The sequence below is a fragment of the Mucilaginibacter sp. UR6-1 genome (assembly GCF_020880975.1).
Taxonomy (GTDB): Bacteria; Bacteroidota; Bacteroidia; order Sphingobacteriales; family Sphingobacteriaceae; genus Mucilaginibacter.
This window is the reverse complement of the sequence record NZ_JAJIWP010000003.1, coordinates 436,745-451,729: the sequence shown is the minus strand read 5'-3', so window position 1 is coordinate 451,729 and position 14,985 is coordinate 436,745. Positions and strand designations below refer to the sequence as shown.

Sequence of the window (14,985 nt, the reverse complement as noted above, 5' to 3'; positions counted from 1 at the left end):
CCCGGTTTTCTGCCAGTACCGCCCACTTTTTCTTATTATATTTTTAATGTCATTCTAAGAGTTTCGAGGAGAAATCTACCGCCTTACTATAAATTTGTGCAGATTTCTCGCTGACGCATCGAAATGACAAGCTACTTTTATAATCTATCTATTTCGTCAGCCATTCATATAAACGGTCAACATCTGCAGTTTTAAACAGTTCGGTACCATGGTTCATGGTGGCCGCGCTGCCGCAGGCTATGCCCATGCGTACTATATGGCCCAAATCGTAATTGTTTACACAACCGTAAACCATACCGGCCACCATACTATCGCCCGCGCCTACGGTGCTGCGCTTTTTTACTGATGGAGCGCTCACAAATTCAGCCTGATCTTTAGTAATGGCATAAGCGCCCTGCGGCCCCATTGATACTACCACAATACCGCATTTGCCTTTGTTAACAATAATACGGGCCGCCTCTTCCAGCGATTCATTATCGTCAACTTCCATACCGGTAAGCTTACGCAGTTCGCTTTGGTTGGGTTTAAGCAGATAAATACCTTCTTCAATGGCCTGTTCCAGTGCTTCGCCTGATGTATCAACCACTAAACGGGCATCTTCCTGGTGGGCAATACGTGCTATCTTAGCTAAAAAGTCGGCACTTACACCTTTTGGTATACTGCCGCTTGCCACAATATAACTGGCTTTTGCCGCCATTTGCTTTACCTCTTTCAGTATCTTATCCTCTTCGCCGGCAATAAGGGCAGGCGCGGGCATACCAAAACGAAATTGCTCATTTGAGGCACGGTTAACTACTATAAAGTTTTCGCGTGTGGGGTGATATGTTTCTATCGGGTGCTGCGCTATGTCCTCATGTTCAAGCAATTCCTGCAAAAGCTTGCCGCTTAAACCGCCCGAGGTAAATACCGCTGTTGATTGTAAACCTAACCTTTTTAACGCACGGGATACGTTGATGCCGCCGCCGCCCGGTTCAAATTTAGGCTCATTACATTCCAGTTTATGTTCGGCAACTATTTTCTCAACCGATGTACTCTTATCTATTGTGGGGCTTAATGTAAGCGTTAATATATGTTTCATAACAAGGGGTATGTTATCTTTATCAAATTCGGGCGCAAAGATACACATCCTTTAGCGGGCATACATGTTTCAACTGCTTTTTAATGGTATTCTAACGTTCATCGTGCTGTAAAAACTGTACTTTTGCAGCACGAGAGGATAGTGCTTATGACTGTATTAACGTTTACTTTGATATTACTTGCCGGTGCTTACGCCGCCGGATTATTAGGCTCATTAACCGGCCTTGGCGGCGGGTTTGTGGTCATTCCGCTGCTTACGCTTGCTCTCGGGGTTGATATTCATTACGCTATCGGCGCCTCATTGGTATCGGCTATCGCCACGTCATCCGGGTCGGCCGCGGCCTATGTTAAGGAGGGTATTACCAATATGCGGCTGGGCATATTTTTGGAGATAGCCACCACCATCGGCGCTTTCACGGGCGCTATATTGGCCGCCTTTATACCCGCACACTTTATTGCCATACTTTTTGGTACTGTGCTCATATTTTCGGCCATTATATCCTTAAAAAAGAAATCAAACGAAGTAAACCTTAAAAAAAGCTACCTGGCTGAAAAACTGAAGCTCGACGGGCAGTTTCCGGAAGGCGGGGGTTTTATCGCGTACCGGGTTATTAACGTTGCCGGTGGTTTTTGTATGATGATTGTAGCCGGTATCATATCAGGCATATTAGGCATCGGTTCGGGCGCGTTAAAGGTTGTGGCCATGGATGGGGTAATGCGTATTCCTTTCAAGGTATCAACTACTACCAGCAACTTTATGATAGGCGTAACCGCAGCCGCAAGTGCCGTGGTATACCTGCAACGCGGTTATATTGATCCGGGTATTTGCATGCCGGTGGTTATAGGGGTTGTGCTGGGTGCTTTAAGCGGTTCAAAAATATTGGTGCGCACCGCATCAGCCGCATGGCTTAAATACCTGTTTGCAGGCATTATTTTAATATTGGCCATACAGATGATCTATAATGGCTTATTAGGGAGAATTTAAGATGAGGATACAGATAATTATTGGCCAGTTGCTGCGCATAGGTGTATTTACATCAATAGGCATCGCTTTTTTGGGCGGTGTTATTTACCTATCAAGGCATGGGCACGAGGTGGTTGACTATGCAACCTTTAAGGGCATTCCGGATTATGTAAAACCGGCAAACCTATTTACCAGTGTTTTTGAATTGCGGGGCAGGGCCATTATACAGGTAGGTATTATGCTGCTGATAGCCACCCCGGTAGTACGCCTTATATTTTCGGCTATAGGCTTCGCTGCCGAAAAGGATTACCGTTATGCCGCCATCACGGTACTGGTACTGGGTATCATCATATTCAGTATGCTTAGCGGCAAGGCAGGCTAATTCAACATGGTACATATTTTGATAGTTTACCGGATAGTTTATGAAACGCGTGCACGTAGAATCATCAGCCCTGGAAAGTATTGGTTACGATACCGAAAGCCAAACCCTCGAACTGGAGTTCAGGGATAATGGCGGCGTGTGGCAATACTTTAACTTCAAACCATCCGCTTTCAAAAAATTTATTGACTCCGACTCGCTGGGGCGATTTTTTGTAAAAAAGATCAAGGGAAAATTCAAAGAGCGACGCATGCCTTAATTCTCGTTACTGCTGCCGCCCATACGGGATAATTCCTCGGCAGCACCGCCTGTACGCTTACGCGCGGCTTTCAATGTACTATTGCCAAAACGATAATTGAACGTTACGGTTACAAAGCGTGTTCCCGGCTTTTCGCGCCCTCGCATGTTCAGGTTTAAATAGCGGGTATCATACCTGTCAATCTGCGTGTTAAAAATATCGCTCATAGCCAGCCGTATGGTACCCTGGTCGTGCAGAATGATATGGCTCATACCCGCGCTGAAGTAGTACTGCTCCCGGTAATTCTTGATACCAAAGTAGGTTGGCGTTTCGTAATTGGCATTCACCTCGGCCTTAAACTTATCGGTTATACTGAATGACTGGTTGATTTGGGTCAGAAAATCATAAGCGTGTTTATTACCGGCATTTTCATCCTTATAAAAATACCGGCTGTGGCTAAATTCAAAGTAACTGTTTATTTGCCACCAGGGCGTAACATCAAAAGGCGCAGTGATCTCTAACCCGTACACATGGCGGTTAGCCACGTTACTTTTGGTAGTAGTATAAACACCGGTGGCATTGTTCTGCTCGTAAATGGTGGTATAAAAATCGTTGGTTGCGGTAAAACTTAAAGCAGCCTTAAATTTGATCAGATAAGTATCGGCAAGCTCAAAGTAGTTTACGTATTGCGGTTTAAGAAATGGGTTGCCGGTACTGAAAGCGTACGGATCGATATAAGCTACAAAGGGGTTAAGGTCCTGGTAATTAGGCCTGCTTATACGGCGATTGTATGACAGGGTGAACTGGTGCTTCTCCCCCACGCCCCTTATTAGTTGGATACTCGGAAAAAGGTTGAAGTACGAAGTATCAGCCACGCGGTTAGGATTATATGATGTACGGTTGGCGTGGGTTTGCTCGGCACGCAACCCGGCGGTAATATCAGTAGCACCTATTTTTGTGTGATAATTTACATAACCGGCTTCAATGCGTTCCTTATATACAAAATGATCGGTAAGGCCGGGTACAAGCTGAAAATTACCGTCAACCTGCTCATTAAAATCTATCCGGTTATCACTGTTTACTTTACTTACCTTAACACCGGCATCAACACTGCCCGATGACGATAGCACCCGGGTGTAATCAATCTTGGCCGAGTAGATATTGATGTCGGCAGGAGATATTACCCGGTAAAACAAAGGGTCGCGCACCTGCACACCGGCAGGGTTGAAAAAGTCGTTACGTAATTCCTCGTCAGACCGGCGGTTATAATCCGAGTAATCCATATCGGCAGACAGTACATGCTTATTATCCTTACCGAAAAAACCACGGTAGTTGAGGTTATAATTCAGGTTATAAATATTCCTGCTGATGCCTGACCTGGTGGTAATCACCGAATCGGGCACACCGTTATAAGCTATGTTGGTGGTGTTGCGCTTATCAATATCGGCCGGTGTGGCGTAACCATGCAATATAAAGCCAATATTTTGCTTTGGCGATACTGCCCAATCAGCACCGGTATTAAAGGTGTAACTTTTAAGGCGGGTGGTACCTTTGTAGCGCATTTTATAATCAGATGTATTCGGGCCTATGGTGATCAGCCTGTCAACATCCCAAAAACGGGGCACCTCGCTGGCTGTAAAAATATAACTGCCAAACAGGTTCACTTTTTTAGCGCGATAGTTAAGATTTATGCCTGAGTTAAACTTATAATTTTCGCCTACGGCAGCACTTTGCGTAGTGCTGACGCGCCAGCCCAGGTCGCGGTTTTTTTTAAGCACAATATTGATAAGGCCGCCACCCGCGGCATCATACTTGGCCGATGGATTACCGATAAGCTCTACCGAACTGACCATACTGCTATTATAGCTTTTCAGCAATTCGGCTAATTGTTCGCCGGTAAGCTGGGTTACCTTTCCGTTGATGGCTATCAGCGCTTTTTGCCCGCCCTTGAACAACACCTCCTCGCCCGATACCTTTACCCCGGGCGCGTTCTTCAACACATCCAGCATATTATTACCTGCCGATACAATGCTTTTTTCAACATTGATAATGGTTTTATCAGGCCTTACCTCCACAAACTCCTTTTTGGCGGTTACCTTAACCTCTTTGAGCTGATAGTTGAGGGGCACAAGTTTTACATCGGGCGTTTTTATATTGCCGCTACCCTCGGCCACCACATATTGCAACGTATAAAACTTGTTATAGCCTAATTTATTTATAGCGATGAAATATTTTCCGGGCTTAATATCCCTGAATTCAAAAAAGCCGTTCTTATCGCTTATGGTAGTGGCTATTAGCAGAGAATCAGGATGATGAAGTAACCTTACCGTAGCAGCATCAGCGGGTTGCATAACCTCTGTTAATACTTTACCTTCAATCCCTTTTAACCCGGTTTGCGCCAAACTTTGCGTGCACGCAAATGCAAAAAGGATCAATAAAAAGGATCGGGTCAGTATATTCATTAATACAATCAGGAAGAAGATCTGCAGCGTACCATCAGGGCAATTGATTATGATGGTATCACAATAATAAGCTTTTTACGCCAATCATCGAAATATGTTGTTGCCATAACAGGCTTAACACACACGTTTTTTTGATTAGCTTTGCCTTGTACCTAATTATACATGACGTTTAAAAATGACTACTTTAAAAACGCTCGTTACTTTCATCGTTCTAACTATAGCATCGCTTAACCTGTTTGCCCAGGCCGAGCCTGAAGCCAACAAAAAAGCTGTTCAGTATTTTATCAAACAATACAATACCGGCCACCCGGATAGCGTGTACGCTCGCTTTAGTACCGAAATGAAAGCGGCCTTAACCGCCGACCAGTTTCGTACCACTACCATACAGCTCAAAAACCAGTTGGGTATGTTAAAAAATGCCGATTTTTTGAAGATGGAAAAAAACGTATCCGTTTATAAAGCCAATTTTGAAAAGGCCACTTTTACCCTTAATGTAGCCCTGAATGCGCAAAACCAATACATGGGTTTGCTGCTTAGCCCGTATGAGGCATCTGCATCCTCAGTTCCGGCCGTAACAGCCATTGATGCCTCGCTAACTGAAACACCTTACACGCTCAAAACATTTTCGGGCAATATATCGGGCTCACTGGTAAAGCCTAAAACTGATGGCAAGGTGCCGTTAGTGCTCATTATTGCCGGCTCAGGCCCTACAGATCGTAATGGCAACAGCCCTAAGCTGGGTGTTAACAGTAACGCTTATGTACAGTTAGCTAATGAGCTGGGTAAAAAAGGAATTGCCACTTTAAGGTATGATAAGCGCTTGATTGGCCAGTCGGCAAGTACCACCAAAGAGGCAGAACTAAAGTTTGAGGATATGGTTGAGGATGCCGTTGGCCTGATAAACGATGTTAATGACAAAGGCGAATTTTCAAAGATCATAGTATTGGGTCACAGCGAAGGCTCGTTGGTGGGCATGCTTGCCGCTAATGATGCCCCTGTAAAGGGCTATGTATCAGTTGCCGGTGCCGGCGACCCTGCCGAGAAGATATTAATTGAGCAGATGAAAACACAGCCAAAGTATATTGCCGACGGCTTTAAGCGTGTGCTCGACAGCCTTAAAAGAGGTAAAACCACTCCCAATGTTGATGCTTCGCTGTATTTTATTGCCCGCCCCAGCATACAAAACTACCTGATGTCGTGGTGCAGGTATGATCCTCAGCGTGAGATCAAGAAACTTAAAATGCCGGTGCTCATTGTACAGGGCACTACCGATATTCAGGTACCTGTTGCACAGGCCGAAAAGCTAAAAAAAGCTAAATCGGATGCGCAATTGCTCATTATCACCGGCATGAACCATATATTAAAGGAAGCACCTGCTGATACCAAACAAAACATGGCCACCTACAGCAACCCCGACCTGCCCCTGAAACCCGAACTGGTTAGTGGCATAGTTGATTTTGTTGGAAAGGTGAAGTAGAGCTCACATGCTTTAAGCCAATCACTTCAAAGATTGCCTGGTACCTCGCAATGACGTTTTTGATTGTCATTCCGAAGCGATAGCAGGAAATCTATCCGCGCTTATTAATATAGCGACAGATTCCTCTTCGTACCTCAGTCGGAATGACAAAAATCTCCTATTACGTCCATGCGCACAGCATTCTCCTTATAGCTAAGATCTCCCCGGTGTGATAGGCGGTGTGATCGGCTATCTGCAAAGCTTCGCGCAGCAGGTTTTGACCGGAACCATGGCCAAAGGGTTCATAAATATTATCTGCATTTTTTAACAGGTTGATAAACTCCTGCAGATCACTATCTATTTTTTTAAGCGACGCATCCCAGGCATCATCACTCCCTGGCGCGGCTTCATCGGGCCAGTATTCATCCGGCCATTTGGGCGATTCATGGCTGGTATCCCGGCTAAACTCCAGCATATCCCATTGGGCAATACGTATATGCTCAACCAATTGCCAAATGCTGTAAGGCATATTATCGGGCTTTACGCCGCGCAGGTTTGCCGGCAGGCGTTCAACAGCTTCGCTAAAACTTACATGTGCCCCTTTACCTGTCAGCAACGTAATCAGTTCATTTATCAGTGTATCGTGGTTTGAATTCATAAGTGCGTATTTTGAATGATAACAATCGCGATAGCGTAAGGTTGACTGAAATTTTAAACCTTTGTTTAGGTTTACACTGTATTATTTAAACTAAATGCTTTAAGTTTATGGGCATGATTATTAGCGCGCGTACCTTATATAAATTACTGCTTATCGCCATTTGCGGCTTCACCTTTTTATCAGCCTGTAAAAAGGATGGCATGGGCGGCGAGCTTTCTGATGAAGAAAAGAATAACGACTCGTTTACCCGCTATGAAGGTAAATTTTTAGATGAACTTTGGAAACTCAACCCCGATTGGGCGACTTCCGTAGGCTACCATAAGTATGATAGCGTACTGGTGCTGCCAAGCGAACAGAAAAAAAAGCTGACTGACTTTGCCAAAAGCAACCTCGACTCGCTGAGCCACTATCCTCAAAATGAGCTTAGCGCCAGTAACCGTATGGATTTTAACCTTATTCAAAACTACCTGCGCAAAACAGAGTGGACATACGGATCGCTAAAAGCTTATGAGTGGGACCCAACAAGCTATAACATTATTGGCGGCTTTGCTTATATTTTAAATGAGAAGTATGCGCCGCTTTCTGAAAGACTGCAAAGCTTTTACGAAAAGATGGCCGCTATACCGGCTTATTATAAGGATGCGCAAAAACTCGTAAAAAACCCTGTGCCCGAACTTACTGACCTGGCAATAGACCAAATGACCGGCGGTGTTGATGTTATTGAAAAGGATTTTATTGACTCGCTAACCAAAAGCAGCGTGCCCGACCCTAAGCAAAAGCTGATGCGCGAAAGGGCAAAGGCCAGCGCGGCGGTGATCCGCAATTTTACAGCGTGGCTAAAAACCATCAGGAGCGATAAAGGCCGCAGTTTCAGGCTGGGTAAGTCATTATATGATGAAAAGTTTAATTACGAGATAGAATCGGCCCTTACGTCGCAGCAAATGTTTAATGCCGCTGTTGAGCGCAAAAAATTTCTTCATAAAGAGATGATCAAGCTCAGCAAGGAACTTTGGCCCAAATACATGGGCGATAAAAAGATACCTTCAGACTCACTGGCCATTGTTGAGGATATTATTGGCGCACTATCATTAAAACACGTAGAGCCCGCACAATTTCAATCAGCTATTGAAAAGCAGATACCTAAACTAAGTGCCTTTGTTAAGGAAAAAGACCTGTTGACCATGGACCCAAGCAAACCGCTGGTTGTGCGCCGCGAACCTGCTTACATGGCCGGTGTGGCCGGGGCATCGGTATCATCACCAGGCCCGTACGAAAAAAATGGCAACACTTATTACAACGTAGGCAGTTTGGATGGATGGGATAAAGACCGCGCCGAAAGTTACCTGCGAGAGTATAACGACTATACCCTGCAAATACTGAACATTCACGAAGCTATACCCGGCCACTATACCCAATTGGTTTACGCCAATAAGGCGCCAAGTTTAATAAAATCGGTATTGGGCAATGGTGCCATGGTTGAGGGCTGGGCTGTTTACGGCGAGGAGATGATGCTTGATGCCGGATACGGCGGGAACGAGCCCGAGATGCGCCTGATGTGGTGTAAATGGAACCTGCGCACCGTTTGCAACGCCATATTGGATTACAGCGTACATGCAGGCAGCATGACACGTGAGCAGGCGCTAAAGCTACTTACTAAAGAAGCATTCCAGCAGCAGGCTGAGGCCGAAGGTAAATGGAAACGCGTTAGCGTAAGCAGCGTGCAGCTTACCAGCTACTTTACGGGCTACCACGAAATAAAACTGCTGCGCGAGGAGTACAAGAAAAAAATGGCCGACAAGTATCGCCTCAAAGAATTTAACGAGAAGTTTTTGAGCTACGGCAGCGCCCCGGTAAAATATATAAAAGAGGCTATGCTGACCAACGAAGTTGAAAAGCCAGGCGATAAAAAAGCCGATCAGCCTGAAGAAAAAAACGAAAAGAAGGCACCAAAAGCCGAAGAAAAGAAACCGGCCAAAACTGATAGCGGCGCACAATAAAGCTTCATAATTAAACCTAAACAAAAAGCGATGCACCACCTGCATCGCTTTTTGTTTGTTCAAAAAACAGGGCTGTTACAACAACTTTGCAAGCTGTTCTTCAAGTGCTTTTTCGTTTAAATTTTTGGCGAGCACTTTGCCATCTTTATCAATAAGATAGTTAATCGGTATCGCGGTGACGTGATACATTTTACTGACATCGCCATTCCAGAATTTCAGGTCAGATACGTGCGTCCAGGTTAGCCCGTCGGTTTTGATGGCCTTTAACCAATCATCCTTTTTACGATCTAACGATATGCCTAATATTTTAAAGCCCTTCGCTTTAAATTTATTATATACCTTAACCAAACCCGGGTTATTTGCCCTGCATGGCCCGCACCAACTGGCCCAAAACTCAATCAAAGTAACATTACCCCTAAAGCTTTTTAATACCACTTCTTTCCCGGCAACATCTTTCAGGCTGAAATCAGGCGCTACCTTACCAAGCAGGTTAGTTTGAAATTGATGCCGGTCAATAGCATTATACACAAAATGGGCACTTGGCAAGGCCTTTATCCTGTCTGTAAAATTATTATACAATAACTCTAACGCATCATAATTTACCACAAAAGTATATGAGTATTCTTCCAGTAAATGCAAGGCCGTAGGTGAATCGGGATGCGATTTGATATACGGAAGCACTACATCATCGTAATGTTTACGATAGGCTTCTGTCGACATATTTTGCATCACTACTGACAATGAATCTTTTAACTTTCCGGTAGCTGATCGTAACTTTGCATACTTGTCGGCATTTAGTTGCCAAAAGTTTTCCTGAAACTTGCTAAGCTTCAATTCCATGTTTGCATAATCTTTTTGATACTGGCTGGGATTTTCAATCCGGCTGGTATTTATAAAATTGTTTACAGTGATGTTAAAGTTGCCCGGGTGCGAAAAAAAAGTATAATAGTCATTATATCGCACCACTATATTATCTGTTGACCGGTTCGGATCAACTTTAATACTATCTCTCGGATAAAATGTTAAATAAGCTCTTCTTGGCTCCTTTAGATAATGTTTGACCGTAAGCCTGCCATCTTTTATCACCGGGAACACCGTTTCGCCACCAAAGCGAACTTTGAAAACACCGGCGGTATCTTTAAGCGTGGCCACATCAATATTAAGAGTAATATATCCGCTTAGCGAATCGGCTGCACCGGTTTTTGGTTGCGAAAAACCAAAGTTGCTGAGCAAGCACAAGCTTATAAGTACAAAAATTGTTTTTAAGGTTGACATACGGCTATGAGGTTTAGTATTAAAAATAAGATTTATACTTGGAGATGCATAGATGAATAAGGTTTAAGGACAAGTAAATTTATTTTATTTAGCAGACTATTAAGCAGTTAATAAAAATTACAAATAGGCGTTAAACCATCCATTTTCGGCGCCGTCATACTGACAATTAAACACACAATTTCAACTTAACACACTACACAATTTTCATGAAAAAGATCATTGCTGCAATGCTGCTATGCGTTGCTTCCTCAACTGCCTTTGCCCAAACCGAAAAGGGCACACAAAACATCGGCGCCTCATTTTCCATTCAAACCTCAGATAGTAAGAATAACTATTTTGATGGTGCAATTAACATATCAAGCAACATCAAACTAAACATATATAACGCGGGTATCAACTACGCCTATTTTGTTGCGGATAAATTGGATTTGGGTGTATTGGCCGGTTACAGTTATCAAAAAAACAGTCAGGATAATAATGACACAGAGTTTTTACAAAAAGTTAATGGATATTTTGCCGGAATACAATTACGTAAATATGTTTTATTTAATGATAAGATAGGTATACGTACAGGCCCGTCATTCACATACGCTCGTGATAAATCTACCAGCAAATACTCCATACAAAATGATCAGGTAACTAATACGGATAGCTATAACGGGCGCCTGGGTCTTGATTTTGTTTTTTACCCTACTAAACACCTGGGTATAACTTCATCAATCGGCAGCATTTATTACACCCACTCTAAATCAAAAGGATTTTATGAAGGCTCATCTAATAACTTCGGTGCAAATTTTGTCAATAACCTAAACCTCGGTTTTTTCTATAGCTGGTAATACCGGCGCGCCCTCTCTGTACAAAATACAGAGAGGGATTTTGAAAATTTATCGTAACAAGCCCGCCACATCAACTGTCATACATTATAATCAGGTAATAATATAATCAGCTTATGACACAGTACGAAGAGCAGGCCTACATACAACTGGAGTTTTGGCAGCATCGGATGCAAAAAAAGCCTTCGCTGGGTAACCGCATAGCTAAGGGAGTACAAAATAAGATCAATAACATTATACCCGAAAAGGTACACCTGGCTATTACTGTAGCCATTGAGAAAATGGTAAAGGGTGTTTTATTTGGTGCCCGGTATGTTACTAAAACTCCGTTAAATGATGCCTCATTACACATGCGCGAGATACAGGTTAAGGAGCAGATAGCTTTTTACAAACGTACGGCATCAGTTGAGGGGGCTATTACCGGCGCCGGCGGCATACTGATGGGACTGGCCGACTTTCCGATACTGATCGGCATAAAAATTAAATTACTGTTTGAGATAGCCGCCTTGTACGGTTACGATGTGCACAATTATAAGGAGCGTTTATATATACTTTACATTTTTCAACTGGCATTCAGCAGCCAGCAGGGGCGTAACGAGGTATACCAAAAACTTGCCGCGTGGCAGGGTTACAGCCAAAGTTTGCCCGATGATGAGAATGAATTTGACTGGCGCGCATTTCAGCAGGAGTATCGCGATTATATTGACCTTGCCAAGATGGCGCAACTGATACCCTTTATTGGCGCGGCCGTTGGTGCCGTGGTGAACTACAGATTGATTAACCAACTGGGCGAAACTGCCATCAACTGCTATCGCATGCGCAGGCTTAGTCCGCTAAAAATTTTAACCGTCCCTACACCTTAAATAACAATTGATGAAAAACGAAAAAAGCCGCATTAAGCGGCTTTTTTTATGGATTTAAATTTAACGTTTTAAAACATTAAAAAGTGTAACGGAAACCAAGGCCAAAACGGGCTGCCTCGAAATCTGAGTCGTTATTTAACTGCCATGCCGGGCGCCAGTCAAGCGTCATGCTGATAGGTGCTGATGGTACTTTAAAATCTAAACCTACCATAGGGCGTAAAAATACAAATGTGCTGCTGCCGTTATCAAAGCCATTGTCATCAACAAATGCTAATTGCGGACCAACACCTAAATACCACTTTAAAGGTGTGCCTTTTAATGGTTGATGGTATTGATAGTAACCACCAAGCCAAACGGCATCAGCGCCAAATAACAGATCGGCTTGGACAGCGTCCTTACCATTAAAAAAATGCTTGTAAGACGGGCCAACCAAAGTTGAACCATCACCAAATTCAATACCCAAACCCAAGCCGGTTTTGTAGCTTTGGGCGAATGATTGTGTTGCTGACAACACAATTGCGGTTACGGCTAAAAGAAAAAATTTTTTCATAAGTTGAAAATAAGGTTAACGATAAATATTAATTGTGTGTGCTTTAACAATTTTTATGCCACAGCACGGTAAAAAAGCACACACATATTTTTAAATGCTACAACATTGCGGCGATCTAAAAGGTTTCGCAAAAGTTAAAAATAATTCAAATACACTGTGAGCCTTTGCATTAGCACTGCGCACTTGCAGCAAAAGCGGGCAAAACTGTATCTTCGTTGCTATGTCATCCAACGAGGTAAAAAAACAAATTGAAGCGCTTACTGCCGAACTGAAAAAGCATAATTATAACTATTATGTGCTGGCTATGCCTACTATTGCCGACTATGATTTTGACCAGAAACTAAAGCAACTGGCCGAACTCGAAAAGCAGCACCCGGAGTTTGCCGACCCCGATTCGCCTACGCAAAAGGTAGGGGGCGAAGTAACCAAGGAGTTTGTTACCGTTAGGCACCGCTGGCCCATGCTATCATTAGGTAATACCTATAACGCGCAGGAGTTACTTGATTTTGACCAGCGTATACGCAAAGCCATTGGCGATAATTTTGAGTATGTATGTGAGCTGAAATTCGATGGCCTATCCATGAGCCTGACCTATGAAGAGGGTAAGCTGGCCCGTGCCGTTACCCGCGGTGATGGTGTACAGGGCGATGACGTAACCACCAATATACGCACCATACATACCATCCCTAAAAAACTTAATATGGGCGATTACCCCGCACTTTTTGAAATACGCGGTGAGGTATTCATGCACCGAAAAGCTTTTGAACGCCTTAATGATGAGCGTATTGAAAATGGCGAAGTGCCTTACGCCAATCCGCGTAACTTTGCATCGGGCACGGTAAAAATGCAGGATTCGGCCGAGGTAGCCAAGCGGCCTCTGGATTGCTTTTTGTATGGTTTATACACTGACAAAACTTTATTTAAAACCCATTGGGAGAGTTTGGAAGCCTTGAAAAAATGGGGTTTTAACGTGAACGATCATAGTCGCCTTTGTGGTAATATCGACCAGGTGCTGGAGTTCATCAGCCATTGGGATACCGAACGTTTTAACCTGAGCTATGATATTGACGGCATAGTTATAAAAGTAAATAACTACGGCCAGCAGCAGGAACTTGGTTTTACGGCCAAATCTCCACGCTGGGCAATATCTTATAAATTTAAAGCCGAGCGTGTTGAAACCGAATTGCTTAGTGTAAGCTACCAGGTGGGGCGCACAGGCGCGGTTACGCCTGTTGCTAATTTAAAACCGGTTTTATTAGCCGGCACCACGGTTAAGCGTGCCACGTTGCATAATGCCAACGAGATTATCCGGCTTGATTTGCACGAGGGCGACAGCGTTTTTGTTGAAAAGGGCGGCGAGATCATTCCTAAGATCATTAGCGTAAATACCGAAAAACGCCACCAGAATGCTGTGCCTGTTGAGTACATAACAACCTGCCCGGCATGTGGTACGCCTTTAGAACGCAAAGAGGGCGAGGCGGCGTTTTATTGTCCTAATGATGAAGGATGCCCTCCACAAATTGTTGGTAAAATGCAACACTTTATTAACCGAAAGGCCATGAACATTGATGGCCTGGGTGATGAAACCATTGAAACCTTGTATCAAAAAGGGTTGCTGCACCATATCAGCGATATTTATCGCCTGCATGAACATGCCGACGAATTAAAGCAGATGGACAGGTTTGGCGAAAAATCGATCACCAATATGCTGGATGGTATCGAAAAATCAAAACAGATGCCTTTTGAAAAGGTGCTGTTTGGTTTGGGTATACGTTACGTAGGCGCTACCGTTGCCAAAAAGCTGGCGCTGCATTTTAAGAACATCGACGCGCTGGGCAAGGCCACTCATGAGGAACTTATAGCCGCCGATGAAATTGGCGACCGCATAGCCCAAAGCCTGACAGAATATTTCAGCAGCGAAGATCATCAGGAGGAGATACAAAAACTGAAAGACCAGGGGCTGCAATTTGTTGTTGAGGAGAAAGAGGTTACCCTTGCCAGCGATAAGCTCGCCGGAAAAACCTTTATAATATCGGGCGTATTCGAAAAATTTTCGCGCGATGAGTTGAAGTATATTATTGAGCAGAACGGCGGTAAAATACTCAGCAGCATATCAGCCAAGTTGAACTACCTGGTAGCCGGCGACAACATGGGTCCGGCCAAGCTGGAAAAGGCTAATAAGCTGAACGTGCCGATTATTAGCGATGAGGATTTGATGGGGATGATTTAGCGA

The 14,985-nt window shown here is 43.9% G+C and carries 13 protein-coding genes; 8 read left to right on the top strand and 5 right to left on the bottom strand.

Annotated elements, in window-relative coordinates:
• Positions 1-148: 148 nt before the first annotated feature.
• Entirely contained in the window at positions 149-1,078 is a 930-nt protein-coding gene (locus LJ707_RS12420) for a 1-phosphofructokinase family hexose kinase (protein ID WP_228951378.1), read from the bottom strand.
• A 147-nt stretch (positions 1,079-1,225) separates the two neighbouring features.
• Here LJ707_RS12420 and LJ707_RS12415 point away from each other — a divergent pair, with 147 nt between their 5' ends.
• Genes LJ707_RS12415 through LJ707_RS12405 form a run of 3 tightly spaced genes read left to right on the top strand, consistent with a single transcriptional unit; the run spans position 1,226 to position 2,679 of the window.
• Complete coding sequence (locus LJ707_RS12415) at positions 1,226-2,062, top strand: sulfite exporter TauE/SafE family protein (protein ID WP_228951377.1); 837 nt, start codon at positions 1,226-1,228, stop codon at positions 2,060-2,062.
• A gap of 1 nt (position 2,063) precedes the next feature.
• Complete coding sequence (locus tag LJ707_RS12410; RefSeq protein ID WP_228951376.1) at positions 2,064-2,423, top strand: DUF1634 domain-containing protein; 360 nt, start codon at positions 2,064-2,066, stop codon at positions 2,421-2,423.
• Positions 2,424-2,463: 40 nt separating this feature from the next.
• The gene (locus tag LJ707_RS12405; RefSeq protein ID WP_228951375.1) at positions 2,464-2,679 is read left to right on the top strand and encodes a KTSC domain-containing protein; all 216 of its coding nucleotides are present in this window, start codon (positions 2,464-2,466) and stop codon (positions 2,677-2,679) included.
• Here LJ707_RS12405 and LJ707_RS12400 read toward each other — a convergent pair.
• The gene (locus LJ707_RS12400; RefSeq protein ID WP_228951374.1) at positions 2,676-5,120 is read right to left on the bottom strand and encodes an outer membrane beta-barrel family protein; all 2,445 of its coding nucleotides are present in this window, start codon (positions 5,118-5,120) and stop codon (positions 2,676-2,678) included. The two genes, LJ707_RS12405 and LJ707_RS12400, sit on opposite strands and share 4 nt — an antisense overlap.
• A 175-nt stretch (positions 5,121-5,295) precedes the next feature.
• On the opposite strand from LJ707_RS12400, the gene LJ707_RS12395 reads away from it, so the two are divergent.
• The gene (locus LJ707_RS12395) at positions 5,296-6,597 is read left to right on the top strand and encodes an alpha/beta fold hydrolase (protein WP_228951373.1); all 1,302 of its coding nucleotides are present in this window, start codon (positions 5,296-5,298) and stop codon (positions 6,595-6,597) included.
• A 160-nt stretch (positions 6,598-6,757) separates the two neighbouring features.
• On the opposite strand, the gene LJ707_RS12390 is transcribed toward LJ707_RS12395, so the two are convergent.
• Entirely contained in the window at positions 6,758-7,234 is a 477-nt protein-coding gene (locus tag LJ707_RS12390) for a DinB family protein (protein ID WP_228951372.1), read from the bottom strand.
• Positions 7,235-7,341: 107 nt separating this feature from the next.
• Here LJ707_RS12390 and LJ707_RS12385 point away from each other — a divergent pair, with 107 nt between their 5' ends.
• Entirely contained in the window at positions 7,342-9,231 is a 1,890-nt protein-coding gene (locus LJ707_RS12385; protein ID WP_228951371.1) for a DUF885 domain-containing protein, read from the top strand.
• Between the two features lie 75 nt (positions 9,232-9,306).
• Here LJ707_RS12385 and LJ707_RS12380 read toward each other — a convergent pair whose 3' ends face one another.
• Positions 9,307-10,506: a peroxiredoxin gene (locus LJ707_RS12380; protein WP_228951370.1), complete on the bottom strand. Its 1,200-nt coding sequence runs from the start codon at positions 10,504-10,506 to the stop codon at positions 9,307-9,309.
• Between the two features lie 206 nt (positions 10,507-10,712).
• On the opposite strand from LJ707_RS12380, the gene LJ707_RS12375 reads away from it, so the two are divergent.
• Positions 10,713-11,342 carry an autotransporter outer membrane beta-barrel domain-containing protein gene (locus tag LJ707_RS12375; RefSeq protein WP_228951367.1) on the top strand — a complete coding sequence of 210 codons (630 nt, stop codon included), beginning with the start codon at positions 10,713-10,715 and terminating at the stop codon, positions 11,340-11,342.
• Between the two features lie 113 nt (positions 11,343-11,455).
• Positions 11,456-12,202: an EcsC family protein gene (locus tag LJ707_RS12370; RefSeq protein ID WP_228951364.1), complete on the top strand. Its 747-nt coding sequence runs from the start codon at positions 11,456-11,458 to the stop codon at positions 12,200-12,202.
• 76 nt (positions 12,203-12,278) lie between these two features.
• On the opposite strand, the gene LJ707_RS12365 is transcribed toward LJ707_RS12370, so the two are convergent.
• A complete protein-coding gene (locus LJ707_RS12365; RefSeq protein WP_228951362.1) occupies positions 12,279-12,752 on the bottom strand; it encodes a hypothetical protein in 474 nt (157 codons plus the stop codon).
• Between the two features lie 220 nt (positions 12,753-12,972).
• On the opposite strand from LJ707_RS12365, the gene ligA reads away from it, so the two are divergent.
• Positions 12,973-14,982, top strand: coding sequence for an NAD-dependent DNA ligase LigA (gene ligA, locus LJ707_RS12360; RefSeq protein ID WP_228951360.1), 2,010 nt, complete (start codon positions 12,973-12,975; stop codon positions 14,980-14,982).
• The last annotated feature ends 3 nt before the right edge of the window (positions 14,983-14,985 follow it).

Excerpts from the sequence above, each read along its gene's own strand:
- LJ707_RS12410 (WP_228951376.1), top strand. The coding sequence starts at position 2,064 with ATGAGGATACAGATAATTATTGGCCAGTTGCTGCGCATAGGTGTATTT.
- LJ707_RS12370 (WP_228951364.1), top strand. The coding sequence starts at position 11,456 with ATGACACAGTACGAAGAGCAGGCCTACATACAACTGGAGTTTTGGCAG.
- LJ707_RS12405 (WP_228951375.1), top strand. The coding sequence starts at position 2,464 with ATGAAACGCGTGCACGTAGAATCATCAGCCCTGGAAAGTATTGGTTAC.
- ligA (WP_228951360.1), top strand. The coding sequence starts at position 12,973 with ATGTCATCCAACGAGGTAAAAAAACAAATTGAAGCGCTTACTGCCGAA.
- LJ707_RS12420 (WP_228951378.1), bottom strand. The coding sequence starts at position 1,078 with ATGAAACATATATTAACGCTTACATTAAGCCCCACAATAGATAAGAGT.
- LJ707_RS12390 (WP_228951372.1), bottom strand. The coding sequence starts at position 7,234 with ATGAATTCAAACCACGATACACTGATAAATGAACTGATTACGTTGCTG.
- LJ707_RS12375 (WP_228951367.1), top strand. The coding sequence starts at position 10,713 with ATGAAAAAGATCATTGCTGCAATGCTGCTATGCGTTGCTTCCTCAACT.
- LJ707_RS12415 (WP_228951377.1), top strand. The coding sequence starts at position 1,226 with ATGACTGTATTAACGTTTACTTTGATATTACTTGCCGGTGCTTACGCC.
- LJ707_RS12385 (WP_228951371.1), top strand. The coding sequence starts at position 7,342 with ATGGGCATGATTATTAGCGCGCGTACCTTATATAAATTACTGCTTATC.
- LJ707_RS12400 (WP_228951374.1), bottom strand. The coding sequence starts at position 5,120 with ATGAATATACTGACCCGATCCTTTTTATTGATCCTTTTTGCATTTGCG.
- LJ707_RS12365 (WP_228951362.1), bottom strand. The coding sequence starts at position 12,752 with ATGAAAAAATTTTTTCTTTTAGCCGTAACCGCAATTGTGTTGTCAGCA.
- LJ707_RS12380 (WP_228951370.1), bottom strand. The coding sequence starts at position 10,506 with ATGTCAACCTTAAAAACAATTTTTGTACTTATAAGCTTGTGCTTGCTC.
- LJ707_RS12395 (WP_228951373.1), top strand. The coding sequence starts at position 5,296 with ATGACTACTTTAAAAACGCTCGTTACTTTCATCGTTCTAACTATAGCA.